The organism is Streptomyces niger (assembly GCF_000718305.1).
Lineage (GTDB): Bacteria > Actinomycetota > Actinomycetes > Streptomycetales > Streptomycetaceae > Streptomyces > Streptomyces niger.
Genome location: NZ_JOFQ01000007.1, coordinates 351,700 through 376,767, shown reverse-complemented (window position 1 = coordinate 376,767; position 25,068 = coordinate 351,700). Strand labels below are relative to the sequence as shown.

Genomic DNA, 25,068 nt, shown 5'->3' with positions numbered 1-25,068 from the left:
GGTCCGCGAGTACTTGCTCTGCTGGCTCACTCGATCACTCTAGGACGCGGTCCTTCGAGGGACTCAGCACCGCGCGACGAGATCTCTGACACAGGGTCACGGTCCGGCCGCGCAGAGCACCCTTACGACGCGTCGGGAACGCGTACTACTCTGACGGCACTTGTACTCGCGGGAGCCCGGACGCACCGGGCTGAGAGGGAGGCTGCGGCGGCCTCCGACCGTACGAACCTGATCCGGGTCATGCCGGCGAAGGGAGGGGCTGGACACTCATGCATCCACCTGCACGTATGTCGCCGGGAACGGCTGCCGGGCACCCCGATGCGGTGATCGTCGGGGGCGGTCTGGCGGGGCTCGTGACGGCCTGGCGCGCGGCCCAGCGGGGCCTGCGCACGACGGTCGTGGATCCGGAGCCGGGCGGCGGCGCGGCGCGCGTGGCGGCCGGCATGCTGGCCGCCGTCACCGAGCTGCATTACGGCGAAGAAACGCTCCTGGGGCTGAATCTCGACTCCGCCGCGCGCTACCCGGCGTTCGCCGCCGAGCTGGCCGAGGCCGCCGGCCAGGACCTCGGGTACCGGCGGTGCGGCACGCTCGCCGTGGCGCTGGACGCCGACGACCGGGCCCACCTGCGCGAGCTGCACGCGCTGCAGCGCCGCTGCGGTCTGGACTCGGAGTGGCTGACCGGCCGCGAGTGCCGGAAGCTCGAACCGATGCTGGCGCCGGGCGTGCGGGGCGGGCTCCGGGTGGACGGTGACCACCAGATCGACCCGCGGCGGCTCGCGACGGCCCTTCTGACGGCCTGTGAGCGGGCCGGGGTGGCGTTCGTACGGGAGCGGGCCGAGCGGCTCACGATCGCCGACGGGCGGGCCACGGGTGTCGAGCTGGCGGACGGCACGCCGCTGCCCGCCGGGCAGGTCGTCCTGGCCGCCGGCAGCTTCAGCGGACTGCTGGCCGGGGTGCCGGAGCACGTGCGGCCACCGGTCCGGCCGGTCAAGGGCCAGGTGCTGCGGCTGCGGATCCCCGCCGCGTACGGCCCGTTCCTGTCCCGCACCGTGCGTGCCGTGGTGCGCGGCGGCCCGCTCTACCTGGTGCCGCGGGAGAACGGCGACCTGGTCGTCGGCGCCACCAGTGAGGAGCTGGGCTGGGACACCACGGTGACCGCGGGCGGCGTCTACGAGCTGCTGCGCGACGCGCACGAACTGGTGCCGGGCATCACCGAGCTGCCGCTGACCGAGACGATCGCCGGGCTGCGCCCCGGATCGCCCGACAACGCCCCGCTCCTCGGGCCCAGCGCGCTGCCCGGCCTGCTGATGGCCACCGGCCACTTCCGCAACGGCGTGCTGCTCACCCCGGTGACCGGTGACGTCATGGCCCACGCGCTGACCACCGGCGAGCTGCCCGAGGAGGCGCGGCCCTTCACGCCGCTGCGCTTCGGGCCCACGACAGCCGCCGCCCCCTCCTCTGCGCCGACGCGCGCCGCACTTCAGGAGCAGACCGCATGACCCTCCAGCAGGCACCCGAAGCCGCTTCCGGGCCGGCCCCCGTGACCGTCTCCGTGAACGGCGAGCCCCGCGAGATCCCCGCAGGACTGCCGCTCGACCGGCTGGTGGCGACGCTGACCAGCGCGGCCGGCGGGGTCGCCGCGGCCGTCAACGAGGAGGTCGTGCCGCGCGGTCAGTGGCCGGCGACCCCGCTCGGCGCCGGGGACCGCGTCGAGGTGCTCACCGCGGTACAAGGAGGCTGACGCTACACATGACCGATACGCACACCCTCGAAGAGACGACCCTCGCCGGGGCGGCGCCCGACGCCTCCCCCGCTGCGGACCCGCTGGTCATCGCCGGTACGCCCTTCCGGTCGCGGCTGATCATGGGGACCGGCGGCGCGCCGAGCCTGGACATCATGGAGCGCTCGCTGCTCGCCTCGGGCACCGAGCTGACCACTGTGGCGATGCGCAGGCTGGACCCGACGGTGCAGGGTTCGGTGCTCTCCGTACTGAACAGGCACGGCATCCGGACACTGCCGAACACCGCGGGCTGCTACACCGCCGGCGAGGCCGTGCTCACCGCCCGGCTGGCCCGCGAGGCGCTCGGCACGGACTGGGTGAAGCTGGAGGTCGTCGCCGACGAGCGGACCCTGCTGCCGGACCCGGTGGAGCTGCTGGACGCGGCCGAGACGCTGGTCGACGACGGGTTCACGGTCCTGCCGTACACCAACGACGACCCGGTACTGGCGCGGAAGCTGGAGGACGTGGGCTGCGCGGCGATCATGCCGCTGGGCTCCCCCATCGGCTCCGGGCTCGGCATCCGCAACCCGCACAACTTCCAGCTGATCACCGAGCGGGCCGGGGTGCCGGTCATCCTCGACGCCGGCGCCGGCACCGCCTCGGACGCCGCGCAGGCCATGGAGCTGGGCTGTGCCGCGGTGATGCTGGCCTCGGCGGTGACCAGGGCGCAGGAGCCGGCCCTGATGGCGCACGCCATGCGGCACGCGGTCGAGGCGGGCCGGCTGGCGTACCGGGCGGGCCGCATCCCGCGCCGGCACTTCGCCGAGGCGTCCTCGCCGACCGCGGGACTGGCCGAGCTGGACCCGGAGCGGCCCGCCTTCTGAACGATCTGCGCCAGGGGAGTGAGGGCTGTCCGTGGCTGCTCGTAGACTCGTCTGCCGTGGACACCACCCTTCAGGACCCCCTGGTCGGACAGCTGCTCGACGGCCGCTACCGCGTAGAGGCGCGGATCGCCGCCGGCGGGATGGCGACGGTCTACCGCGCCGTCGACACCCGGCTGGACCGGGTGCTCGCCCTGAAGGTGATGCACCCGTCCCTGGTCGCGGACGCCTCGTTCGTCGAGCGCTTCATCCGGGAGGCGAAGTCGGTCGCCCGGCTGTCGCACCCGAACGTGGTCGGCGTGTTCGACCAGGGCGCGGACGGTTCGTACGTGTACCTCGCGATGGAGTACGTCGCGGGGTGCACCCTGCGGGACGTGCTGCGCGAGCGGGGCGCCCTGCAGCCGCGCGCCGCGCTGGACGTCCTGGAGCCGATCCTGGCGGCGCTGGGCTCCGCCCACCGGGCCGGCATGATCCACCGCGACATGAAGCCGGAGAACGTCCTGATCGGGGACGACGGCCGGGTCAAGGTCGCCGACTTCGGGCTGGTCCGGGCGGTCGACACGCACACCACGGCCTCCACCGGCACGGTCCTGGGCACCGTCGCCTACCTCGCGCCCGAGCAGATCGAGGACGGCAGCGCGGACACCCGCGCGGACGTCTACGCCTGCGGCGTGACGCTGTACGAGATGCTCACGGGCAGCAAGCCGCACGACGGTGGCACCGCGGCCCAGGTGCTCTACCAGCATCTCCACGAGGACGTGCCGCCGCCGTCCGGGCTCGTGCCGGGGCTGCCGCCCGAGCTGGACGACCTGGTGGTCGAGGCGACCGCGCGCAATCCCGAGGTACGCCCGCAGGACGCGGTGACGCTGCTCGCGCTGGCCAGAAACGCCCGCGCGGCGCTCTCCGAGGAGCAGCTGGACGCGGTGCCACCGGGGGCGAAGCCGGCGTCCGACACGGCGGGCTCGGAGGACCGGACGAGCGTGATCCAGCGCGCCGCCGCGGTGCAGCTCTCGCTGCCCGGCACGGAGGACGCCGCCGACGACGACGCGGCGGGGCACACCAGCCGGCTGGAGGTGCCGGTGGCGGCCGGCGCGGACGCGCGTACGGACCGGCTGCCCACGGCGAGTGGCGCGCGGGGCGCGGAGACCGCCCGGCGGCCGCGCCGCAGGACGCTGACCGTGGTACTCGCGGTGCTGGCCGCCCTGCTGCTCGGCACGGGCGTCTGGTACGTCACCACCGGCCAGTTCACGGCCGTGCCCTCGGTGCTGGACATGACGCAGCCCAAGGCCGAGCGGACGCTGCACGACGCCGGGCTGGACGTGAAGGTGGCGCACGCCTACAGCTCCACCGTGGAGCGCGGGCACGTGATCTCCACCGATCCGGAGAACGGCAAGCGCATCCGGGGCACCGGCACCGTCACGATCACGCTCTCCAAGGGCCCCGACATCGTCTCCGTGCCGGATCTGTCCGGCACCCCGGTCGCCGACGCGCGGCGCAAGCTGCGGGACCGGGGGCTGACCCCGAGCACCGAGCGCAAGGCGTTCAGCAACGAGGTGGCCAAGGGCTCGGTGATCCGGACGGACCCGGCCGCGGGGGCGAAGCGGCGGCCCGGGACGGCGGTGGCGCTGACCGTCAGCCGGGGGCGTGCGATCGACGTGCCGGACGTGGTCGGCGACGACCGGTCGGACGCGGCGGGCGAGCTGCGCGAGGCCGGCTTCCGGGTGAAGATCGCCGAGCAGCCGGTGTACTCGCCCGAGGACGAGGGCGCGGTCGCGCGGCAGTCCCCGGGCGAGGGGAAGACGCTGGGCGAGGGCGACACGGTGACGCTCACGCTGTCCAAGGGTCCGCAGATGGTCGAGGTGCCGGACGTCGCGGGCGAGAAGGTCACGGACGCGAAGCAGACCCTGGAGGACGCGGGCTTCGAGGTCGAGGTGAAGAAGCCGTTCCTCTTCCCGTCGGACACGGTCGACAGCCAGTCCGTCGACGCGGGCGACACCGCCCCCAAGGGCAGCACCATCACGATCACGCTGGACAGCAAGCTGTGAGGCGTACCTGACACCCACGGGTGGCGGGCCGCCTGGCACCCTTGACGGGTGAGCACTTCCCCGCAGCGCGCCCGTGAGCGCAATCCGATCGGCAGCCACGTCCCGGTGGCCGGCGGTCTCGCCAAGGTCGGCATCCCGTACGCCCAGGAGATCGACGGCGAGGCCGTCCAGGTCTTCGTCGCCAACCCGCGCGGCTGGGCCACGCCGCCCGGCAACCCGATGCAGGACGAGGCGTTCCGCACGGCCTGCGCGGAGCGCGGGATCCCGGCGTACGTGCACGCGCCGTACCTGATCAACTTCGGTTCGCACACCCCGGCGACGGTCGAGAAGTCCGTGGAGTCGCTGCGGCACTCGCTGCGTCGCGGCCGGGAGATCGGGGCGCTCGGCGTGGTGGTGCACACCGGCTCGGCGACCGGCGGGCGCGCGCGGGAGACGGCATTGGCGCAGGTCAGGGAGCACATGCTGCCGCTGCTGGAGGAGCTGACGCACGACGACGACCCGTGGCTGCTGCTGGAGTCGACCGCCGGGCAGGGCGCCTCGCTGTGCTCACTGGCGGAGGACCTGGGCCCCTACCTGGACGCGCTGGACCGGCACCCGAAGGCGGGGCTGTGCCTGGACACCTGCCACGCGTTCGCCGCCGGGCACGACATGGCGGCGCCGGGCGGCACGAAGGCGCTGCTGGACGAGCTGGTGGAGGTGGCCGGCGAGGGCCGGCTGCGGCTGATCCACGCCAACGACTCCAAGGACGTGGCAGGGGCGCACAAGGACCGGCACGAGAACATCGGCTCCGGCCACATCGGCGCCGAGCCGTTCGAGGAGCTGTTCCGGCACCCGGCGACCGCGGGCGTGCCGCTGGTGATCGAGACGCCGGGCGGCAAGGAGGGCCACGCGGCGGACGTGGCCCGGCTGAAGGGGCTGCGGGCGGCCGCCGGCGCGTGACCGGCACCGCCGGTCAGAGCTCCGGGCCGTCGCCCGGTTCCTCCTGGTAGGAGTAGCGCTGCTCGCGCCACGGGTCACCGAGGTTGTGGTAGCCGCGCTCCTCCCAGAAGCCGCGGCGGTCGGCCGTCATGTACTCGATGCCGCGGACCCACTTCGGGCCCTTCCAGGCGTACAGGTGCGGTACGACGAGCCGTACGGGGAAGCCGTGCTCGGCGGTGAGCAGTTCGCCGTCCCGGTGGCTGGCGAAGAGGCAGCGCTCGCCGGCGAAGTCCGCCAGCGGCAGGTTCGAGCTGAATCCGTACTCGGCCCAGACCATCACATGGGTGACGTCGGGGGCCGGCGGCGCCAGGTCGAGCACCGTGCGCGTCAACACTCCGCCCCATTCGGCGCCCAGCATGCTGAACTTCGTCACGCAGTGCATGTCGGCGACGACGGTGGCATACGGCAGCGAGGTGAATTCCTCGTGCGTCCAGCAGTGCTTGTCACCGTCGGCCGTGGCGCCGAACACCCGGAATTCCCAGCGCTCGGGGCGGAACTTGGGGACGGGGCCGTAGTGCGTGACCGGCCATCCGCGCTGCAGTCGCTGCCCCGGAGGCAGCTGAGGAAGCTCCTCTTCGCGGCTATCCGGCTGACCCATGTCTCCATGGTGTCAGACCGGAAGGGGTGCTGATGACCAGGGAGGGGCCGATTCGGGCAACTCCCACTAAGCGTGCACTTACTGGACGCCCCGTGCGCGCCGGTGCAAGGATGCCCGGCACCTGTCCAGTCGACGTGTGGAAGGAGCCTTGCAGTCATGCAGGGAGATCCCGAGGTCATCGAGTTCCTGAACGAGCAGCTGACCGCCGAGCTGACCGCGATCAACCAGTACTTCCTGCATGCCAAGCTGCAGGATCACAAGGGCTGGACCAAGCTCGCCAAGTACACGCGCGCGGAGTCCTTCGACGAGATGCGGCACGCGGAGGTGCTCACCGACCGCATTCTGCTCCTGGACGGCCTGCCCAATTACCAGCGGCTCTTCCACGTCCGCGTCGGGCAGACGGTGACCGAGATGTTCCAGGCCGACCGGCAGGTCGAGGTCGAGGCCATCGACCGGCTGCGGCGCGGCATCGAGGTGATGCGGAACAAGGGCGACATCACGTCCGCCAACGTCTTCGAGTCGATCCTCGCCGACGAGGAGCACCACATCGACTACCTGGACACCCAGCTGGAGCTGATCGAGAAGCTCGGCGAGGCGCTCTACCTGTCCACGGTGATCGAGCAGACCGCGCCGGACGAGGCGTGACGGGGCACGGGCGGCTTCGTCGCCCGACGGGCCGCTAGGCGGCTTCGGGCAGCTCCGTCGGCGCCGGGGCGCCCTGATCGGGCAGCTTCTCCAGCGCGGGGGCACCCTTGTCGGCCAGCTCCCGGCGGGGGCAGGCGCCGCGGCCCAGCAGGGCCTGGATGCGCTTCACGCAGCCGCCGCAGTCGGTGCCGGCCTTGCAGGCGGAGGCTATCTGGCGCGGCGTGCAGGCGCCGGTGTCCGCATGTTCGCGCACCTTTTCCTCAGTGATTCCGAAGCACGAGCAGACGTACACGCTGGTCACCCCCGTCCTTCCCGTAGCTTCGGATGATCTTGAGTGAGGTTACCCTTACCTTACCCGTCATGGCGGGCGCTTAACAACGCAGTGGGGCGCGGATCACAGGATCCGCGCCCCACTTCGCGTCTACGCGCCCGTCTACTGGTCCCGGTACATCTCCGCGACCAGGAATGCCAGGTCCAGCGACTGGCTGCGGTTCAGCCGGGGGTCGCAGGCCGTCTCGTACCGCTGGTGCAGATCGTCGACGAAGATTTCGTCGCCGCCGCCCACGCACTCCGTGACGTCGTCACCGGTCAGCTCCACGTGGATGCCGCCCGGGTGCGTGCCGAGCGCCTTGTGGACCTCGAAGAAGCCCTTGACCTCGTCCAGCACGTCGTCGAAGCGGCGCGTCTTGTGGCCGGAGGCCGCCTCGTAGGTGTTGCCGTGCATCGGGTCGGTGATCCACGCGACCTGCGCACCCGAGGCGGTGACCTTCTCCACCAGCTCGGGGAGCTTGTCGCGGATCTTGTCGGCGCCCATCCGGGTGATGAAGGTCAGCCGGCCCGGCTCGCGGTCCGGGTCCAGCCGGTCGATCAGCGCCAGGGCGTCCTCGGGCGTGGTCGTCGGGCCGAGCTTCACGCCGATCGGGTTGCGCACCTGGGCGGCGAACTCGATGTGCGCGTGGTCCAGCTGCCGGGTCCGCTCGCCGATCCACAGCATGTGGCCGGAGACGTCGTACAGCTTGCCGGTACGGGAGTCCGTACGGGTCAGCGCCGTCTCGTAGTCCAGCACCAGCGCCTCGTGCGAGGCGTAGAACTCGACGGTCTTGAACTCCTCCGGGTCCACCCCGCAGGCGTTCATGAAGTTCAGCGCCCGGTCGATCTCGCGCGCCAGCGCCTCGTAGCGCTGGCCCGAGGGCGAGGACTTCACGAAGTCCTGGTTCCAGGCGTGCACCTGGCGCAGGTCGGCGTAGCCGCCGGTGGTGAAGGCGCGGACCAGGTTCAGCGTGGCGGCGGACGCGTGGTACATCCGCTTCAGCCGCTGCGGGTCCGGGATACGGGCCGCCTCGGTGAACTCGAAACCGTTGACGGAGTCGCCGCGGTACGTCGGCAGGGTCACGCCGTCGCGGGTCTCGGTCGGCTTGGAGCGCGGCTTGCTGTACTGGCCGGCGATCCGGCCGACCTTCACGACGGGCACGGATCCGGCGTAGGTGAGGACGGCGCCCATCTGGAGCAGCGTCTTGAGCTTGTTGCGGATGTGCTCGGCCGACACCGCGTCGAACGCCTCGGCGCAGTCGCCGCCCTGCAGCAGGAACGCCTCACCACGGGCGACGGCTCCCAGGCGCTCGCGCAGCTGGTCGCACTCGCCCGCGAAGACGAGCGGCGGATAGGACTCGAGCTCCGCGATCACATCGCGCAGAGCCTCTTGGTCCGGCCAGTCAGGCTGCTGCGCCGCGGGCAGGTCTCGCCAGGTGTGGCCACCGGCGTGGATTTCAGCGTTCACGGTCACCCCGTCAACATTACGGGGTCTTCGCACCCGTCCAGTACGCCGACCGCACTATGAGACAGGCCCCACAGCACTCACCGGACCATCGGGTAGGGTGCTGGCCATGTTCGCGCAGACAACCATGACCTGGTGGTGGACCGCTCATCCGGCGGCCCACTGATTCGCGCGCACACACCGACTGCGAAGGCCGCCCGAGGGGCGGCCTTCGGTCTTTCCGGCTCCGGCCCGCCCCTCTCCCCAGCCCCTGAGTGAGAGAAGGACGCGATCATGGACCTTGCCGAGCTGCTCGCCGACGACCGGCCCTTTGCCCTGCTGCGCCGCCGCACCCCCGGCCGCGACCACGACACGGTCGAGGTGCTCACCGGCCCGGTCGCCACGTACGAACGGCTCGCCGACCTCCCCGAGGGCCTGGCCATGGTGCCCTTCCGGCAGATCCGGGAGCGCGGCTTCGACGTGCGCGACGACGGCACGCCGCTGGCGGCGCTGGTCCCCGAGGAGCGGTACGAGCTGCCGCTCGCGGAGGCACTGGCGCAGCTGCCCGACCACGCGGTCGCGGTCACGGGCGGTGCCTTCGACGTGACCGACGAGGAGTACGCCGGGATCGTCGGGCGGGTGCTGGACCAGGAGATCGGCCGGGGCGAGGGCGCGAACTTCGTCATCCGGCGGACCTTCCGGGGCAAGATCCCGGGCTTCGGACGGGCCGACGCGTTGGCCCTCTTCCGACGGCTGCTGGCCACGGAGCGCGGCGCGTACTGGACCTTCGTGGTGCACACCGGCGAGCGCACCCTGGTCGGCGCGAGCCCCGAGGTGCACGTGCGCATGAGCGGCGGCACGGTGGTCATGAATCCGATCAGCGGGACCTACCGCTACCCGGCCGGCGGCCCCACCGCCGACGACCTGCTGGACTTCCTCGCCGACGGCAAGGAGATCGAGGAGCTCTCGATGGTCGTCGACGAGGAGCTCAAGATGATGTGCACGGTCGGCGACAAGGGCGGCGTGGTGATCGGCCCCCGCCTGAAGGAGATGGCGCACCTCGCGCACACCGAGTACGAGCTGCGCGGCCGCTCCACCCTGGACGTCCGCGAGGTGCTCAAGGAGACGATGTTCGCGGCGACCGTCACCGGCTCGCCCGTGCAGAACGCCTGCCGGGTCATCGAGCGGTACGAGCCCGGCGGGCGCGGTTACTACGCGGGCGCGCTGGCGCTGATCGGGCGGAACGCCGGGAGCGATGGGCGGGAGGGGGAGGCCGGCGCGCAGACGCTGGACTCGCCGATCCTGATCCGCACCGCGGACATCGGCGCGGACGGGGAGCTGCGGGTGTCGGTCGGCGCGACGCTGGTACGCGGCTCGGACCCGGCGGGCGAGGTGGCCGAGACGCACGCCAAGGCCGCCGGGGTGCTCACCGCGCTGGGCGTGCGGGAGGCGCCGGCCCGTCGCGCGGACGCCGGGCCGCCGCGGCTGGCGGAGGATCCGCGGGTGCGGGCCGCGCTGGACGCGCGCCGCGCGGACCTCGCGCCGTTCTGGCTGCGGATGCAGACCACCGCGCCGACCGCGGCGCTGGAGGGCCACGCGCTGGTGATCGACGCCGAGGACACCTTCACCGCGATGCTGGCGCACCTGCTGCGCACCTCGGGGCTGGAGGTGACCGTACGGCGGTACGACGAGCCGGGGCTGCGGGAGACGGCGCTGGCGCACGAGGGCCCGATCGTGCTGGGCCCGGGGCCCGGCAACCCCGCCGACCTGACCGACCCGAAGATGCGGATGCTGCGCGGGCTGGCGGCCGAGCTGCTGCGGGAACACAAGCACGGCCTGCTCGGGGTCTGCCTGGGGCATGAGCTGATCGCCGCGGTGCTCGGCCTGGAGATCGTCCGGAAGGACGTGCCCTTCCAGGGGGCGCAGGAGCGGATCGACTTCTTCGGGCGCGAGGAGACGGTCGGGTTCTACAACACCTACACCGCGCGCTGCGACGAGAGCGCCGTCGAGGAGCTGGCCATGCACCGCGTGGAGCTGAGCCGGGACCCGGGGAGCGGGGACGTGCACGCGCTGCGCGGCCCGGGCTTCGCGGGGGTCCAGTTCCACCCGGAGTCGGTGCTGACGCTGGACGGGGCCGCGCTCACCTCTCAGCTGCTGGCTGCTGTGCTGGTGTGACGAGGAAGTTGGCGTTGGAGCGGCCGGCCAGATGGTCCGCGATGTTGGCGACCGTCGTGGCGACGATCTGGCCGACCGCTTCCTCGGTGAAGTACGCCTGGTGCGAGGTGACCAGGACGTTCCCGAACGTCATCAGGCGGGCGAGGGTGTCGTCCTCGACGACTTCGAGCGACTTGTCGAAGAAGAACAGCCCGGCCTCCTCCTCGTAGACGTCCAGGCCGACGCCGAAGAGCCGGCCGGCCTTGAGCGTCTCCACGAGGGCCGCGGTGTCCACGAGGCCGCCGCGGCTGGAGTTGATCAGGATCGCGTCGTCCTTCATCGCCGCCAGCGCCGGGGCGTCGACCAGGTGCCGGGTGTCCTCCAGCAGGGGCACGTGCAGGCTGATCAGGTCGGACTCGGTGAACAGCCGCCGCCGGTCCACGTAGGTCATGCCCAGTTCGGTGCAGGCCGGGTTCTCGGCGATGTCCCAGCCGAGCAGCCGCATGCCGAAGCCGTGCGCGATCCGCGCGAACGCCTCGCCGATCCTGCCGGTGCCGATCACGCCGACGGTGCGGCCGCGCAGGTCCCGGCCCATCAGGCCGTCCAGCCGGAAGTCGAAGTTCCGGGTGCGGTTGGCGGCGCGTACGATCCGCCGGTTCACCGCCAGCGCGAGCCCCCAGGCGAACTCGGCGACGGAGTACGGGGAGTAGGCGGACACCCGGGCGACGGTGAGGCCGAGGTCGGCTGCGGCCCGCAGGTCGATGTTGTTGTAGCCGGTGGAGCGCTGGGCGATCATCTTCGTGCCGCCCACCGCTAGCTCCTGGAGCACCCCGGCGGTCAGCTCGTCGTTGACGGCGGTGCTGACGACCTCGTAGCCGGCCGCGATGGGCGCGGTGTCGCTGTTGAGGAAGACGTCGAGGCTGCGGACCTGGTGACGGCCGTCGAAGGCGCGCTCCAGCAGCGCGCGCTCGTCCGTCTGCACCCCGAAGGCCACGATCTCCACACTGCGCTCCCACTTGTACCGCTTCACGGTCGTACGGGCGATGCGCCGAATATACGGCCCACCGCCCGTCACCGCCGCACGGAGCGGACGGCGCGCCGCGGGGGCGCGCCGCCGCGTCAGCCGAAGAAGACCCCGGCCTCGGAGTACAGCTTCGGGTCCACCGTCTTCAGCTTCGCGGTGGCCTCGGCGATCGGCACCCGGACGATGTCCGTGCCGCGCAGCGCGACCATCTTTCCGAAGTCGCCGTCGCGCACGGCGTCGATGGCGTGCAGCCCGAAGCGGGTGGCCAGCCAGCGGTCGAACGCGCTGGGCGTGCCGCCGCGCTGGGTGTGGCCCAGTACGGTCGTGCGCGCCTCCTTGCCCGTACGCCGCTCGATCTCCTTGGCCAGCCACTCCCCCACGCCCGAGAGCCGGACGTGCCCGAAGGAGTCGGTGGTGTCGTCCTTCAGGACCATCGGGCCGTCCTTGGGCATGGCGCCCTCGGCGACGACCACGATGGGCGCGTAGCGGACCTTGAAGCGGGACTCCACCCAGTCGCAGACCTGCTCGATGTCGAACCGCTGCTCGGGAATGAGGATCACGTTGGCGCCGCCGGCCAGGCCGGAGTGGAGCGCGATCCAGCCCGCGTGCCGCCCCATGACCTCCACGACGAGGACGCGCATGTGCGACTCGGCGGTGGTGTGCAGCCGGTCGATGGCCTCGGTGGCGACGCCGACGGCGGTGTCGAAGCCGAAGGTGTAGTCGGTGGCCGAGAGGTCGTTGTCGATGGTCTTGGGGACGCCCACGCACGGGATGCCGTGCTCGCCCGACAGGCGCGCGGCGACGCCGAGGGTGTCCTCGCCGCCGATCGCGACCAGCGCGTCCACCTCGTTCTTGGCGAGGTTCTCCCGGATCCGCCGGACCCCGTCCTCCTGCTTGAAGGGGTTGGTGCGCGAGGACCCCAGGATGGTGCCGCCGCGCGGGAGGATGCCGCGGACCGCCGGGATGTCCAGCGGTACCGTGTCGCCCTCCAGCGGCCCGCGCCAGCCGTCCCGGAAGCCCACGAAGTCGTACTCGTACTCCTGGGTGCCCTTGCGGACCACCGCCCGGATGACCGCGTTCAGACCGGGGCAGTCGCCGCCACCGGTAAGCACTCCGACCCGCATCGCTACGTCCCTTCGTCCCGTGATGGACCGACGCGGGTCACGCTAATGGTGATCCAGGTCACTCAGGAGGGGGATGAGGGGCGGAATCCGGTGATTTTCCGGGGTACCGGGGCGCGGCCGTTCACTCGTACGAGCGGTCCCCGACGGGGCGGGACGCCGGCCGCCGCCGTCAGGGCGTGTCCAGCCCGCGCTCGATCGCGTACCGGACCAGCTCGACCCTGTTGTGCAGTTGGAGCTTGCCGAGGGTGTTCTGGACGTGGTTCTGCACCGTGCGGTGCGAGATGACCAGCCGCTCGGCGATCTGCTTGTACGAGAGGCCCTTGGCGACCAGGCGCAGCACCTCGGTCTCGCGCTCGGTCAGCCGCGGCGCGCCCGGCTCGTCCTCGGTGGCCGGGGCCGGCTCGGTCGCCAGCCGGCGGTACTCCCCCAGCACCAGGCCGGCCAGGCCGGGCGTGAACACCGGGTCGCCGACGGCGGTGGAGCGGACCGCCTCGATCAGCTCCGCCGTGCTCGCGGACTTCACGAGATAGCCCGTCGCGCCGGACTTCACGGCCTCCAGTACGTCCGCGTGCTCGCCGCTCGCGGACAGCACCAGGACCCGCAGCCGGGGGTTGCCGCCGACCAGCTCGCGGCAGACCTCGACGCCGGGCAGGCCGGGGAGGTTGAGGTCGAGGACCAGCACGTCGGGCGCGGCGGCCTGCGCTCTGCGGACCGCCTGCGGCCCGTCGCCCGCGGTCGCCACCACGTCGAACCCGGCCTCCGCCAGGTCCCTGGCCACCGCGTCCCGCCACATCGGGTGGTCGTCGACCACCATGACCCTCACGCCCGGCTGTTCGCTCATGCGCCTGCCTTCCCCCGTCGTCCGCCCTCGGGCACACCGCCCTTGGGCACCGTCAGCTCCACTTCCGTGCCCTGGTCCGGGACGGAGATCCACTCGGCGCTGCCGCCGAGGTCTCGCAGCCGTCCGCGGATGGACAGCGCGACCCCGAGCCGGCCCTCGCGCTCGGCGTCGGCGAGCCGGCCCTCCGGGATGCCCGGACCGTCGTCCCGCACCGTCACGATCACCGCCTCCGGCTCGTCCTCGACCAGGATCCACGCGTGCGCCCCGTCGCCCGCGTGCACCCGCACATTGTCCAACGCGGCACTGACAGCCGCGGCCAGCTCCGCGGCGCGGGCCGCCGGGAGCAGCACCGGGGCACCCGGCTCGGAGAAGGTCACCCCGGCGCCCGCGTGCGGCGCGAGCAACGCCCGCACGTCGCACGGCTCGTCGGAGAACTCCTCCCCCTCGGGCACGCAGTTGTCGCCGTACGAAGGCCCGTTGTCGCGGTACGAAGGCCCGTCGGCCTGACCGTCCTCGTACGCCGCGTCCGCACCGTCTCCGTACGCCGCGTCCGCACCGTCCCCCTGTGCCGCGGCCGCGGCTTCCTTGGACGGCGCGGGCCGCCGCGCCGGCACCAGCCCGCTGGAGACCAGCGTGCGCAGCGCGACCTCCTGCTCGCCCGCCATCCGGCCCAGCTCCGCCGCCTCACCGCCGAGCGCGGCGCCGCGCCGCTGCACCATGGCCAGCACCTGGAGCACGCTGTCGTGGATGTCCCGGGCCAGCCGCTCGCGTTCGCGGGTGGCCGCCTCGATCTGCAGGGCGCGCGCGAGGGTGCGCTCACTCGCCCTGGCCACCTCGACGACGTAACCGATGGCCACGCTCGCCACCCACACCAGCAGCACGTTGTGCACGGTGTCCCGGGCGAACTCCTGGCGTTCCACGAGGTTGGCGACCGCCACCACCGACGAGGCGCCCGCTGCCCAGCGCCAGCCGCCCTTGATCGCGAAGCCCAGCGCCGCGCCGGCCGTCCATATCGACGGCAGCGTGGGCGCGCCGCCCGCTATCCGCGCGTGGGTGTCGACGAGCGGGGTCAGCAGGATGCCGGCGACCGCGAAGGCGAGGTCGCCGAAGAGGAAGCGGCGGGTGCAGCGCTCGGCGGAAGTGGTGCACCGCCAGGTCAGCACCATCCACAGGGTGAGCGCCGCCATGTACGCGGCACCGCCCAACGGGTGCGCGTACTCGGTGTAGTTGAGCGAGAAGATCACCACGGCGTAGACCAGGGTGAGCACGCGGTACCCCGTCAACGCCCGCCACAGCGGGAGTTCGACGGACATTCGCAGCACCCGCTGCTGCCGGGTACGCGCCGTGGCCCCGGGCGGCGCGGCCCCCCGCGCCGGGTCCGCCGCAGTGCTCGCCGGCCCCGCCATCGCGGGTATCCGGTCCTCCGATGTCATCTGGCCCCCCTCGCCGGGCTACCGGTCGCCGGGCCCGGACTTCTTCGCCGCCTTCTCCGCCTCGGCCTGCTTCTTGGCGGCCTCGGCGATCTGCCGCTTGGCCGCCGTCGCGTAGATGTCGACGTACTCCTGGCCCGACAGCTTCATGATTTCGTACATGACCTCGTCGGTGACCGACCGCAGGATGAAGCGGTCGCCCTCCATGCCGTGGTACCGGCTGAAGTCCAGCGGCTTCCCGATGCGGATGCCGGGCCGGATCATCTTCGGCACCACCTTGCCGGGCGGCTGCACCTTCTCCGTGTCGATCATCGCCACGGGGATCACCGGCGCGCCGGTGGCCAGCGCCACCCGGGCCAGGCCGCCGGGCTTGCCCCGGTAGAGCCGGCCGTCGGGCGAGCGGGTGCCCTCGGGGTAGATCCCGAACAGCTCGCCGCGCTCCAGCACCTCGATGCCGCTCTTGATCGCCGCCTCGCCCGCGCCGCGCCCGCCGCTACGGTCCACCGGGAGCTGGCCGACGCCCTTGAAGAACGCGGCCGTCAGCTTGCCCTTGACGCCGGGCGAGGTGAAGTACTCGGCCTTGGCGATGAAGGTGACCTTCCGGTCGAGCACCGCGGGCAGGAAGAAGGAGTCGGAGAACGACAGGTGGTTGCTCGCCAGGATCGCCGGGCCCTCGGCGGGGATGTTCTCCAGGCCCTCGACCCAGGGCCGGAACGCCAGCTTCAGCGAGTTGCCGATGGAAAACTTCATTGCGCCGTAGATCAACGCCACTCCTTCTGTGTCTGACGCAAAGACCTTAACCCGGCCGGTGCCCCGCCCCTCTCACCGTGCATGGCACCGCGGCCGCGCCCGCACGGCACACCCCCGCCCTGCGGACCTATCCGGGCGGCTGAGCTTTGCGTACCCTGCAGTTACCAGCTCTCGCCGCAGGCCGGCGCTTCCTCTTTACCGAACGGAGTCCTTCGGTGCCGCTCCTTCCCGGGGCCGAGCCGTTCCGCCATGAAGGCGGGCAGGTCGGCGTCCTCGTCTGCCACGGCTTCACCGGCTCCCCGCAGTCCGTCCGTCCCTGGGCCGAGTACCTCGCGGCGCGCGGCCTCACCGTCTCGCTGCCGCTGCTACCCGGGCACGGCACCCGCTGGCAGGACCTCCAGATCACCACCTGGCAGGACTGGTACGCCGAGGTCGACCGGGAGCTGCGCGACCTGACCGCCCGCTGCGACCAGGTCTTCGTCTGCGGCCTGTCCATGGGCGGCGCGCTGACGCTGCGGCTCGCCGCGCGGCACGGCGACGCGATCAGCGGCCTGGTCGTGGTGAACCCCGCGAACAAGGTGCACGACGCGGCCGCCCCGCTGCTGCCCGTGCTGCGCCACCTCGTCCGCAGCACCAAGGGCCTGACCAGCGACATCTGCCAGGCGAACGCCATGGAGACCGGCTACGACCGGGTCCCACTGCACGCCGCGCACTCCGTGCGCCAGTTCTTCCGGCTGGTCGACGCCGAGCTGCCGCAGGTCACCCAGCCGCTGCTGGTGATGACCAGCCCGCAGGACCACGTCGTGCCGCCGGCCGACTCCGAACGCATCATGAGCCGGGTCTCGTCCAAGGACCTGCGGCAGAAGCTGCTGGAGCGCAGCTACCACGTCGCGACCCTGGACCACGACGCGGCGCAGATCTTCGAGGACACCTACGACTTCATCGCGCGCCTCGCACCGGCCGTGAAGAGGGAGGGGACGACCACCAGTGGGGGAGCGTGACCCGCGCGATCCTCTCGACGAGGACGCCGCCTGGGCCGAGATCGTGGCCTCCTACGGGGAGGAGCCGGCCTTCCCCGCGCCCGAGGACCGGCCGTCCGCGCCGATGTCCGGGGACGCGGATCGCCCGGTGACCGAGCTGGACCTGGAGAAGGGCCTGGCGAACTGGGAGAAGGAGCTGGGGCTGGACAAGGGCCCGGTGGAGAAGCCGGACGGACCGCTGGGCACGGAGCCGGAGAAGGGCTCGGGCGCCGGGCTGGAGGCGGCGGCCGAGACCCGGCCGGGCGCCGAGGAGGCCGCGGGCGACGCGCCGCCCGCCGAGCGGCCGGAGAACGGTGCCGGCGACCGGCCCGGCGGCGGCTCCGGCGACCGGCCCGGCAGCTTCGTGGTGTTCGCGCCGGGCGTCGGGCCGCGCGACTGGTCGGCCGCCGAGCCCTCCGACGAGGACTTCGACGAGGACGACGAGGGGCACTTCACCCCGCCCGAGCCACCGCCGCTGCCGCAGGCCGACGTGACGACCAAGTTTGCGTGGATCGCGCTGCTCGGCGGCCCGCTGCTGCTCATCCTGGTGATGGTCTTCCAGCAGCCGGTGACGTGGTGGATCACCACGCTGGGCATCGGCGGTTTCCTGGGCGGCTTCGCGACGCTGGTCGCCCGTATGAAGAGCGACGATGACGACGAGCCCCGGCCCGGGGGCGGCGCGGTCGTCTGAGGATGCCGGGCGCCGCCCGCGGCCGGCCGCTCAGGAAGCGGCCGGCACCCGCAGCGCCGCCAGCACCGGCAGGTGATCGGATGCGGCCAGCAGGTCGGCCTCCGTGACACCGGGCAGGTCGATCGGCACGCCGCAGGCGAGGACCTCGATGCCGGAGGTGGCGAACACCCCGTCGATGCGCTGGTGCGGATCGTGCGGGGTGGAGGTGTACTCGCCGCCCCACGGCGCGGCCTCCCAGGCGTCCGTCAGCGACCCGGCCAGCCGCCGGAAGCTGCGGCCCTTGGGCCGGTCGTTGACGTCACCACCGGCCACCGCGTGCTCCACATCCAGCAGCGTGAGCCGCTCCAGGAGCAACCCCGCCTGCTCGTACCGCTCCGCCGCGCTCAGGCTCAGGTGCGCGCTGAGCACGCCGAGCCGGCTCCCCCCGATGCGCAGCACCGCGGTCGCGAAGCCGCGCCGGTGCAGGCCGGGCGTCTTGGGCAGCAGGACGTCCTCGGCGCGCTCCACGTGGGCGCGGAGCGAGGTGAGGATCATCGGGCCGCAGGCCGTCGCGCCGCCCGTGGCGTACACCAGGTCCGACTCCCGGGCCAGGGCCGCCGCCGCCTTCCGCCAGCGGAAGAAGCGCGGCGCCTCCTGGATGAGCGCGACGTCGGGGGCGCAGGCCCGGATCACCCTGGCGAGCGCCGCCCGGTCGTCCCGCATCGAGCGGATGTTGTAGCTGAGCACCCGGACGACGGCCGATCCGCCGGACTCGGTACGGGACTCGGGGAACATGCTCAAGGTGCCAGGTCCTCTCGCCGGGGGCCGGTGATCGCGCGGGCTCAGAGTAGAGCACTGCCCGCCACGCCCCGGAAGGCGCGGCGGGCAGCAGCGGCGCACGCGACCGCCCGGGCACTGCCCCTTGCGGCCTCGGGCGCGAGCGCTTCCTATCCCTGGCGGGCCAGGTCGGCGGCGCCGACGAGGCCGGCCTTGCCGCCGAGCTGGGCGGCGAGGACCTGCGCGTGCGGCCGCCACTGGTTGCCGACCAGCCAGCGCCGGAAGGACTTGCGGATCGGGTCCAGGACCAGTTCGCCCTCGTCGGAGACGCCGCCGCCGACGATGAAGGCGGAGGGGTCGAAGAGCGAGGCGAGATCGGCCAGGCCGGCGCCGGCCCAGCGGGCCAGCTCGCGGAAGGAGTCGACGGCGACCGGGCAGCCCTGCCGGGCGGCCTCGCTGACGTGCCGGCCCTCGATGCCCTCGGAGGTGCCGTCGCCCAGGCCGAGCAGGATCTCGGCGTTCTCCGGGGTGGCGAAGGCGCGCTGCCGGGCGTAGCGCAGGAGGGCGCGGCCGGAGGCGTACTGCTCCCAGCAGCCCTGGCTGCCGCAGCCGCACAGCAGGCCGTCGGGCACGACCCGGATGTGGCCGAACTCCGCGGCGACACCGAAGCGGCCGCGGCGCAGCTTGTTGCCGATGATGATGCCGCCGCCGAGGCCCGTGCCGAGCGTGATGCAGATGACATCGCTGTGGCCCTGGCCGGCGCCGAACTTGTACTCGCCCCAGGCCGCGGCGTTGGCGTCGTTCTCCACGACGACCGGCAGGCCGACGCGCTGCTCGACGTTGTCCTTGAGCGGCTCGTGGCGCCAGTTGATGTTCGGGGCGAAGAGCACCGTGGCACGCTTCTCGTCGACGTAGCCGGCGGCGCCGATGCCCACGGCCTCCACCTGGTGGTCCGCGCCGACGGTGCGGACCGCGTCGGCGATGGCCTCGGTCAGCGCCTCGGAGGTCGGCGGGGTCGGCACCTTGCACGTCTCAAGGATCGTGCCCTCTTCGTCGACCACGCCGGCCGCGATTTTCGTGCCGCCGATGTCGACGCCGATGGTGAGTCCCATGTGTCCCTCAGTTTTCCGGTCGTACCCCGCCAACGGACAACCGTACCGGAGCCGGGGGGCGACCGGAGGCCGAAGGATCATCAGCCGGACTCCTGCCGTTGCGCGGCCGGCCCGGCAGGGCCTCAGTCGAGGTCGATCCGCTCGCTGCCGGACGTGCCCGCCGGGCCGTCGTCGCCGCGCGGCCCGCCGTCGGTGCCCTCCGCGGGGTCCGCGTGCGGGCCGCGGGCCGTGGCGTCCCGGCCGCCGGCGGCGTCGCGGGTCCAGCGGCGCTCGCCCGCCTCGACGGCGGAGCGGTAGGCGGCGAGCAGCTCGGAGCCGGCCGCCGCGAGGTGGTCGAAGACCTCGGGGTTGCGCTCGATGACCGGCTCGACGGCGGCCTTGGCCTGCTGGAGGAGGTGGTTGACCGCGCCCTTGGCGGCCACCCCGCCGACCGCGCCGGGCAGCTGGATGCCCGCGAGGCGGTCGCCGACCGCCTCGGCGAGCTTGCGCAGCTCCTCGGCGGCGCTGCCGGGCTGCCGGCCGTGCTCGGCGCGGCGGCGGGCGCGCTCCGCCGCCAGGTCCTCGGCGCAGGCCTGCTCCCAGGCGTCGTCGTCCGCCCGGGAGGTGTGGTCGGCGGGGCGCTCGGTGTCATCGGTCATGACGGGCTCCTGGCGGCGGTACGTCGGAGGGCGGGTGCTTTCGACGTTACCGGAATGGCGGTACCCGCACGCCCCTCAGCCCGGACCTGCACGGCTTTCCCGCGTACGGCTGCCCCGCGTGCCCACCGGCGTTCGGCAGGGCCGGCCGCCTGCGGTCACCGGTCGCGGGGCCACAGGTCCGGGTCGGGGGTGAAGCGGACGTGCAGCGCGCCGTCGCGCAACCCGGCGCCGGAGACGGTGCAGCGGCGCAGGACGGACGGGAGCGTGCGGATGCGCCGGAACGGGCCGACCGTGACGATCAGTTCGTCGCCGCGCCGGACCAGGCCGAGCGCGTCGCGGGTGGCGCCGGGCAGCGGCAGCCGCCAGACCAGCAGCCCGTCCGTGGCGAGGCGGTCCTCCACGGTCCCGGCGGTGTCGGCGGTGTCGGCCGCCGCGCTCTCCCCCGGGTCCTCGTCCGGCACCCCGTCGAGCAGCCCGGCCAGCTCCTCTTGTCCCTGCGGGTCGCGGCCCAGGTGCGGCACCTCGTGCACCGGTACCCCGGCGAACTCCTCCCGCAGCGCCTTGAGCGCGACCTGCTGCCGGCCGGAGAGCCCGGCCAGGAAGGGGTCGGCGGAGCCCACGGGCAGCAGCCGGTTGGCGACCACGGCGTCCAGGCGGTGGCCGAAGAGGGCCAGGCCGGCGCGGGTGGCGCGCAGGTCGGCCGCGCCCGCCGGGCCCGGCTCGACGACCAGCCGCACGGTCGTGCCGGGGGCCTCGATGACCGCCTGGACGGCGGCCAGCTCGTTCTCCCAGCGCGCGGCGGTCTCGTACACCTTCTGCGCGGGCATCGGCACGCCGGCGAGCTGGGCGAGCACCGGGCGGAGCGCGCGGGCCGCCTGGCGTTCGGCGGGCAGCAGCCGGCGCAGCCCGCGGCGGGCCTGCTCGGGCAGGGCCAGCAGCCGGACGGCCCGGTCGGCGGGCGGCAGGTCGACGACGACCAGGTCCCAGCTGCCGGCCTCGTGGGCGGCGCGCAGCGCGTGCAGCAGCGCGAAGATCTCCGCGCCGGGGAGTTCGATGAGCTCGTCCTCGTCCAGCGGGGTCGCGCCGAGCAGGTCGAACGCGGCGGCGGCGCGCTCCTGGAAGCCCAGGAACTCGCGGCGGAAGTGTTCGGCGGTGTCGACGCGGGCGGCGGTGAGGCCGGGCGCCGGCGCGACGGGCTCCCCGGAGAGCGGCGTGCCGAGCACCGCTTCGGGGACGCCGCTCTCCAGGGTGAGGAACAAGGTGCGCTGCTGCCGCCGGGCCGCCGCGAGGGCGGTGGCGGCGGCGACGGTGGTGCGGCCCGCGCCGCCGGGACCGGTGACGAGGACCGTGCGTGTCATCAGGGGCGCGCGGCCTCGTCGGAGCCCGTGGCGCCGCCCTCGACACGGTTCTTCAGGCCGGCGAGCGCGCGGTCGATGATGACCTTCTCGGCCTTCCGCTTGATCATGCCGAGCATCGGGATCTTGACGTCGACGGTGAGCTGGTAGGTGACCTCGGTGTGCTTGCCGCCGGCCACCGGCGCGAGGCGGTAGGAGCCGTCCAGGGCGCGCAGCATCTGGGACTTCACGAGCGACCAGCTGACCTCGTGCTCGCCGGTCCAGGTGTAGGCGAGGGTGTGGTCGTCCTTGATCGCGCCGGCGTCCAGCACCAGCCGGACCTGCCGGGCGCGGCCCTGGTCGTCCTTCTCCAGCACCTCGGCCTCCTTGACCTCTCCGGTCCATTCCGGATAGCGGTCGAAGTCGGCGATCACTCCCATCACATCGGCGGGCGCCGCCTCGATCGTGATGCTAGAGCTGGTGTGTTCGGCCATCGCCGTGACTCCTCCATGCCGATTCCTGCCGGTACGCCGACTCGTGGGGGCCGGGGCCGACGGTGCGGGAACCGGGGCCGACCCTGCTGCTGAAGGCTACCGCGCGGCGGGGGCCGCCCCGACCCGCGGGCCGCGGGCGCGACGCGGGACGGCACGGGTACCGGCGGGCGCGGTGGGTACCGGCGGGCGCCGGCGGGTCACCACTCCAGCGCGAACGGCGCCCCAGTGGCGTTGAAATGCCCGACATTGATGCATTCCGTCCGGCCGATCCGCATGCGCTGGACGAGAGGTTGATGGACGTGGCCGAAGAGGGAGTAGCGCGGCCGGGTGCGGTGGATGGCCTCGAGGAGGGCGCGGCTGCCGCGTTCGAAGCGGCGGGCGACGGTGTCGTAGCAGAGGTCGGCGACGTCCGGCGGGATGTGGGTGCACAGCACGTCCACCTCGCCCACGGCCTCGATCTTCGCGGCGTACTCCTCGTCGCTGATCTCGAAGGGGGTGCGCATCGCGGTGCGCAGGCCGCCGCCCACGAACCCGAAGACCCGACCGCCTATCTCCACCCGCTCGCCGTCCAGGACGGTGGTGCCGGGACCCGCGAACTCCGGCCAAAGGCGGGGCACATCGACATTGCCGTAGGTGGCGTACGTCGGAGTGGGGAACGCGGCGAACATCTCGGCGTACTGCTTGCGCACCGCGCCCTCGATGGCGGCGTCCTTGTCCCGCCCGGCCCACAGCTTCGCGCCCAGCTCGCGGGCCTCCTCGAAGCGGCGCGCCGTGCGCAGCTCGACCAGCCGGTCGGCGTTCTCGGTGCCGAAGAGGTCGGGGAAGATGCCGCGCGAGTGGTCGGCGTAGTCCAGGAAGAGGACCAGGTCACCGAGGCAGACCAGGGCGTCGGCGCCGTCGCCGGCGGCGGCGAGGTCCCTGCTGTTGCCGTGTACGTCACTGACCACATGTACGCGCATACGGCTCAGATTAGGCCCCCTGAGCTGGCGCGGGGAGACCGCGCCCACCTGCGGTTACTTCCGAGTCACCGAACACCTCGACTACGCTGCGGAGCAGCCGTCCGGACATGTGTGACGCATAAAACATCTGGGCGGGACCCCCTATCCCCGAAGGCATACCGATGGGTAACGTCCGGGCAGTCCGATCCCCCCTGCCTGATCATGGACCGCAGCCGGCCTGACGCACCGCGTGGTGACGCCGGCGGCCACCGAGGAGCAGCAGTCTTGCGCGAGTTCAGCCTTCCGGCCTTGTACGAGGTCCCCGCGGACGGCAATCTGACGGATCTCATCCGCCGGAATGCCGCGCAGCACCCCGATGTCGCGGTCATCGGCCGCAAGGTCGCCGGCCAGTGGCAGGACGTCACCGCCGCCACGTTCCTCGCCGAGGTGCGTGCCGCGGCGAAGGGCCTCATCGCCTCCGGCGTCCGGCCGGGCGACCGCATCGGCCTGATGTCCCGCACGCGGTACGAGTGGACGCTGCTGGACTTCGCCATCTGGAGCGCGGGCGCGGTCACCGTCCCCGTCTACGAGACCAGCTCGCCCGAGCAGATCCAGTGGATACTGGGCGACTCCGGCGCGGTGGCCTGCGTCGTGGAGACGCCCGGGCACGAGGCCGCGGTGGAGTCGGTACGCGACCGGCTGCCGGCGCTGGCCAACATCTGGCAGATCGAGCGGGACGCGATAGCCCGGCTGCACGCCGCGGGCGACGGGATGCCCGACGACGAGGTGGACGCGCGCAGCGCCCTCGCCGACGCCGACTCCCCCGCCACCATCGTCTACACCTCCGGCACGACGGGCCGCCCCAAGGGCTGCGTCCTCAGCCACCGCGCGTTCTTCGCCGAGTGCGGCAACATCGTCGAGCGGCTGCGGCCCCTCTTCCGTACCGGCGACTCCTCCGTCCTCCTCTTCCTCCCGGTCGCGCACGTCTTCGGGCGGCTGGTCGAGGTCGCCTCCGTGATGGCCCCCATCAAGCTCGGCCATGTCGCGGACATCAAACACCTCACCGACGAACTGGCCGCCTTCAAGCCGACGATGGTGCTCGGCGTACCGCGCGTCTTCGAGAAGGTCTACAACACCGCGCGGGCCAAGGCGCAGGCCGACGGCAAGGGCAAGATCTTCGACAAGGCCGCGGACACCGCGATCGCCTACAGCCGCGCGCTGGACACCGCGGCGGGCCCCTCGATGGCCCTGAAGCTGAAGCACAAGGTGTTCGACCGGGTCGTCTACTCCAAGCTGCGGTCCGTCCTCGGCGGCCGGGCCACGCACGCGATCTCCGGCGGCGCGCCGCTGGGCGAGCGGCTGGGCCACTTCTACCGCGGCATCGGCTTCACGGTCCTGGAGGGTTACGGCCTCACCGAGTCCTGCGCGGCGACCGCGTTCAACCCCTGGGACCGGCAGAAGATCGGCACGGTCGGCCAGCCGCTGCCCGGCTCGGTCGTCCGCATCGCCGACGACGGCGAGGTCCTGCTGCACGGCGAGCACCTCTTCACGACGTACTGGAACAACGAGCAGGCCACCGCCGACGCGCTGTCCGACGGCTGGTTCCACACCGGTGACCTCGGCACCCTGGACGAGGACGGCTACCTGGCCATCACCGGGCGCAAGAAGGAGATCCTGGTGACGGCCGGCGGCAAGAACGTTGCGCCCGCCGTCATCGAGGACCGCATCCGGGCGCACGCGCTGGTCGCCGAGTGCATGGTCGTCGGCGACGGCCGCCCCTTCGTCGGCGCGCTGATCACCCTCGACGAGGAGTTCCTGCCGCGCTGGGCCACCGAGCACGGCAAGGTGGGCAAGAGCGCCGAGGAGCTCACCGAGGACCCCGAGCTGCTGGCCGCCGTCCAGCGCGCGGTGGACGACGGCAACGCGGCGGTCTCGCGCGCCGAGTCGGTCCGGAAGTTCCGCGTCCTGCCGACCCAGTTCACCGAGGAGTCGGGGCACGTCACCCCGTCCCTGAAGCTCAAGCGCAACGTCGTCGCGAAGGACTTCGCCGAGGACATCGAGGCGCTGTACCGCGGCTGAGCGACCCCGGCACGACGGAGCCGGCCGGGCCCCGCAGAGGGCCCGGCCGGTTCCGTGCGTCCCC

General features: G+C 72.8%; 25 protein-coding genes and 1 riboswitch. Of the genes, 11 read left to right on the top strand and 14 right to left on the bottom strand.

The window, feature by feature from the left end; all coding sequences use genetic code 11:
- The first annotated feature begins 158 nt into the window (after nt 1-158).
- Nucleotides 159-272: riboswitch (TPP riboswitch) on the top strand.
- The 5 genes from thiO (at nt 270) to IF20_RS15940 (ending at nt 5,585) form a co-directional block, all read left to right on the top strand.
- On the top strand, nt 270-1,499 hold the full coding sequence (thiO, locus tag IF20_RS15960) for a glycine oxidase ThiO (protein ID WP_234426668.1): 1,230 nt from the start codon (nt 270-272) through the stop codon (nt 1,497-1,499). (Overlaps the previous riboswitch by 3 nt.)
- A complete protein-coding gene (gene thiS, locus IF20_RS15955) occupies nt 1,496-1,741 on the top strand; it encodes a sulfur carrier protein ThiS (RefSeq protein ID WP_199896622.1) in 246 nt (81 codons plus the stop codon). The genes thiO and thiS overlap by 4 nt, the downstream gene beginning before the upstream one ends.
- An 8-nt stretch (nt 1,742-1,749) precedes the next feature.
- Complete coding sequence (locus IF20_RS15950) at nt 1,750-2,604, top strand: thiazole synthase (protein ID WP_110944196.1); 855 nt, start codon at nt 1,750-1,752, stop codon at nt 2,602-2,604.
- A gap of 56 nt (nt 2,605-2,660) precedes the next feature.
- Complete coding sequence (gene pknB, locus IF20_RS15945; RefSeq protein WP_052865813.1) at nt 2,661-4,646, top strand: Stk1 family PASTA domain-containing Ser/Thr kinase; 1,986 nt, start codon at nt 2,661-2,663, stop codon at nt 4,644-4,646.
- Nucleotides 4,647-4,694: 48 nt separating this feature from the next.
- Nucleotides 4,695-5,585, top strand: coding sequence for a deoxyribonuclease IV (locus IF20_RS15940; protein ID WP_052865812.1), 891 nt, complete (start codon nt 4,695-4,697; stop codon nt 5,583-5,585).
- A 13-nt stretch (nt 5,586-5,598) separates the two neighbouring features.
- Here the strand turns inward: IF20_RS15940 and IF20_RS15935 are convergent, their stop codons facing one another.
- Entirely contained in the window at nt 5,599-6,222 is a 624-nt protein-coding gene (locus IF20_RS15935; RefSeq protein ID WP_052865811.1) for a sulfite oxidase-like oxidoreductase, read from the bottom strand.
- A 156-nt stretch (nt 6,223-6,378) separates the two neighbouring features.
- Here IF20_RS15935 and bfr point away from each other — a divergent pair, with 156 nt between their 5' ends.
- Complete coding sequence (bfr, locus tag IF20_RS15930) at nt 6,379-6,867, top strand: bacterioferritin (protein ID WP_052865810.1); 489 nt, start codon at nt 6,379-6,381, stop codon at nt 6,865-6,867.
- A 34-nt stretch (nt 6,868-6,901) separates the two neighbouring features.
- Here the strand turns inward: bfr and IF20_RS15925 are convergent, their stop codons facing one another.
- Complete coding sequence (locus tag IF20_RS15925) at nt 6,902-7,159, bottom strand: (2Fe-2S)-binding protein (RefSeq protein WP_052865952.1); 258 nt, start codon at nt 7,157-7,159, stop codon at nt 6,902-6,904.
- A gap of 141 nt (nt 7,160-7,300) precedes the next feature.
- The gene (locus tag IF20_RS15920; RefSeq protein WP_052865809.1) at nt 7,301-8,650 is read right to left on the bottom strand and encodes a class II 3-deoxy-7-phosphoheptulonate synthase; all 1,350 of its coding nucleotides are present in this window, start codon (nt 8,648-8,650) and stop codon (nt 7,301-7,303) included.
- Nucleotides 8,651-8,750: 100 nt separating this feature from the next.
- Between IF20_RS15920 and IF20_RS40900 the strand changes: the two genes are divergently transcribed.
- Both IF20_RS40900 and IF20_RS15915 read left to right on the top strand, forming a co-directional pair.
- Nucleotides 8,751-8,807 (top strand): trp operon leader peptide, encoded by a 57-nt coding sequence (locus IF20_RS40900; protein WP_110944229.1) that lies wholly within the window; start codon nt 8,751-8,753, stop codon nt 8,805-8,807.
- 107 nt (nt 8,808-8,914) lie between these two features.
- Complete coding sequence (locus tag IF20_RS15915; protein ID WP_052865808.1) at nt 8,915-10,795, top strand: anthranilate synthase family protein; 1,881 nt, start codon at nt 8,915-8,917, stop codon at nt 10,793-10,795.
- On the opposite strand, the gene IF20_RS15910 is transcribed toward IF20_RS15915, so the two are convergent.
- From IF20_RS15910 to IF20_RS15890, 5 genes are all read right to left on the bottom strand, one after another.
- Nucleotides 10,761-11,777 carry a 2-hydroxyacid dehydrogenase gene (locus IF20_RS15910; RefSeq protein ID WP_052865951.1) on the bottom strand — a complete coding sequence of 339 codons (1,017 nt, stop codon included), beginning with the start codon at nt 11,775-11,777 and terminating at the stop codon, nt 10,761-10,763. The two genes, IF20_RS15915 and IF20_RS15910, sit on opposite strands and share 35 nt — an antisense overlap.
- Nucleotides 11,778-11,893: 116 nt before the next feature.
- Complete coding sequence (locus IF20_RS15905; RefSeq protein ID WP_052865807.1) at nt 11,894-12,922, bottom strand: 6-phosphofructokinase; 1,029 nt, start codon at nt 12,920-12,922, stop codon at nt 11,894-11,896.
- Between the two features lie 169 nt (nt 12,923-13,091).
- The gene (locus tag IF20_RS15900) at nt 13,092-13,763 is read right to left on the bottom strand and encodes a response regulator (protein ID WP_052865806.1); all 672 of its coding nucleotides are present in this window, start codon (nt 13,761-13,763) and stop codon (nt 13,092-13,094) included.
- The gene (gene macS, locus IF20_RS15895) at nt 13,760-15,076 is read right to left on the bottom strand and encodes a MacS family sensor histidine kinase (RefSeq protein ID WP_052865805.1); all 1,317 of its coding nucleotides are present in this window, start codon (nt 15,074-15,076) and stop codon (nt 13,760-13,762) included. The genes IF20_RS15900 and macS overlap by 4 nt, the downstream gene beginning before the upstream one ends.
- 138 nt (nt 15,077-15,214) lie before the next feature.
- Entirely contained in the window at nt 15,215-15,943 is a 729-nt protein-coding gene (locus tag IF20_RS15890) for a lysophospholipid acyltransferase family protein (protein WP_052865804.1), read from the bottom strand.
- 215 nt (nt 15,944-16,158) lie between these two features.
- Here IF20_RS15890 and IF20_RS15885 point away from each other — a divergent pair, with 215 nt between their 5' ends.
- Both IF20_RS15885 and IF20_RS15880 read left to right on the top strand, forming a co-directional pair.
- Nucleotides 16,159-16,944: an alpha/beta hydrolase gene (locus tag IF20_RS15885; RefSeq protein ID WP_052865803.1), complete on the top strand. Its 786-nt coding sequence runs from the start codon at nt 16,159-16,161 to the stop codon at nt 16,942-16,944.
- Nucleotides 16,931-17,653 (top strand): hypothetical protein, encoded by a 723-nt coding sequence (locus IF20_RS15880; protein WP_052865802.1) that lies wholly within the window; start codon nt 16,931-16,933, stop codon nt 17,651-17,653. Before IF20_RS15885 ends, IF20_RS15880 begins: the two co-directional genes overlap by 14 nt.
- 30 nt (nt 17,654-17,683) lie before the next feature.
- Here the strand turns inward: IF20_RS15880 and IF20_RS15875 are convergent, their stop codons facing one another.
- The 6 genes from IF20_RS15875 to IF20_RS15850 form a co-directional block, all read right to left on the bottom strand.
- Nucleotides 17,684-18,427 (bottom strand): endonuclease/exonuclease/phosphatase family protein, encoded by a 744-nt coding sequence (locus IF20_RS15875; protein ID WP_052865801.1) that lies wholly within the window; start codon nt 18,425-18,427, stop codon nt 17,684-17,686.
- Between the two features lie 152 nt (nt 18,428-18,579).
- A complete protein-coding gene (locus tag IF20_RS15870; RefSeq protein ID WP_052865800.1) occupies nt 18,580-19,521 on the bottom strand; it encodes an ROK family glucokinase in 942 nt (313 codons plus the stop codon).
- 122 nt (nt 19,522-19,643) lie between these two features.
- Complete coding sequence (locus IF20_RS15865) at nt 19,644-20,159, bottom strand: DUF5304 domain-containing protein (protein WP_052865799.1); 516 nt, start codon at nt 20,157-20,159, stop codon at nt 19,644-19,646.
- A 155-nt stretch (nt 20,160-20,314) separates the two neighbouring features.
- On the bottom strand, nt 20,315-21,517 hold the full coding sequence (locus IF20_RS15860) for an ArsA family ATPase (protein WP_052865798.1): 1,203 nt from the start codon (nt 21,515-21,517) through the stop codon (nt 20,315-20,317).
- Complete coding sequence (locus tag IF20_RS15855; protein ID WP_052865797.1) at nt 21,517-21,987, bottom strand: SRPBCC family protein; 471 nt, start codon at nt 21,985-21,987, stop codon at nt 21,517-21,519. Before IF20_RS15855 ends, IF20_RS15860 begins: the two co-directional genes overlap by 1 nt.
- A 197-nt stretch (nt 21,988-22,184) precedes the next feature.
- Nucleotides 22,185-22,946, bottom strand: coding sequence for a metallophosphoesterase family protein (locus IF20_RS15850; protein WP_052865796.1), 762 nt, complete (start codon nt 22,944-22,946; stop codon nt 22,185-22,187).
- A 264-nt stretch (nt 22,947-23,210) separates the two neighbouring features.
- On the opposite strand from IF20_RS15850, the gene IF20_RS15845 reads away from it, so the two are divergent.
- The gene (locus tag IF20_RS15845; protein ID WP_052865795.1) at nt 23,211-25,004 is read left to right on the top strand and encodes an AMP-dependent synthetase/ligase; all 1,794 of its coding nucleotides are present in this window, start codon (nt 23,211-23,213) and stop codon (nt 25,002-25,004) included.
- The last annotated feature ends 64 nt before the right edge of the window (nt 25,005-25,068 follow it).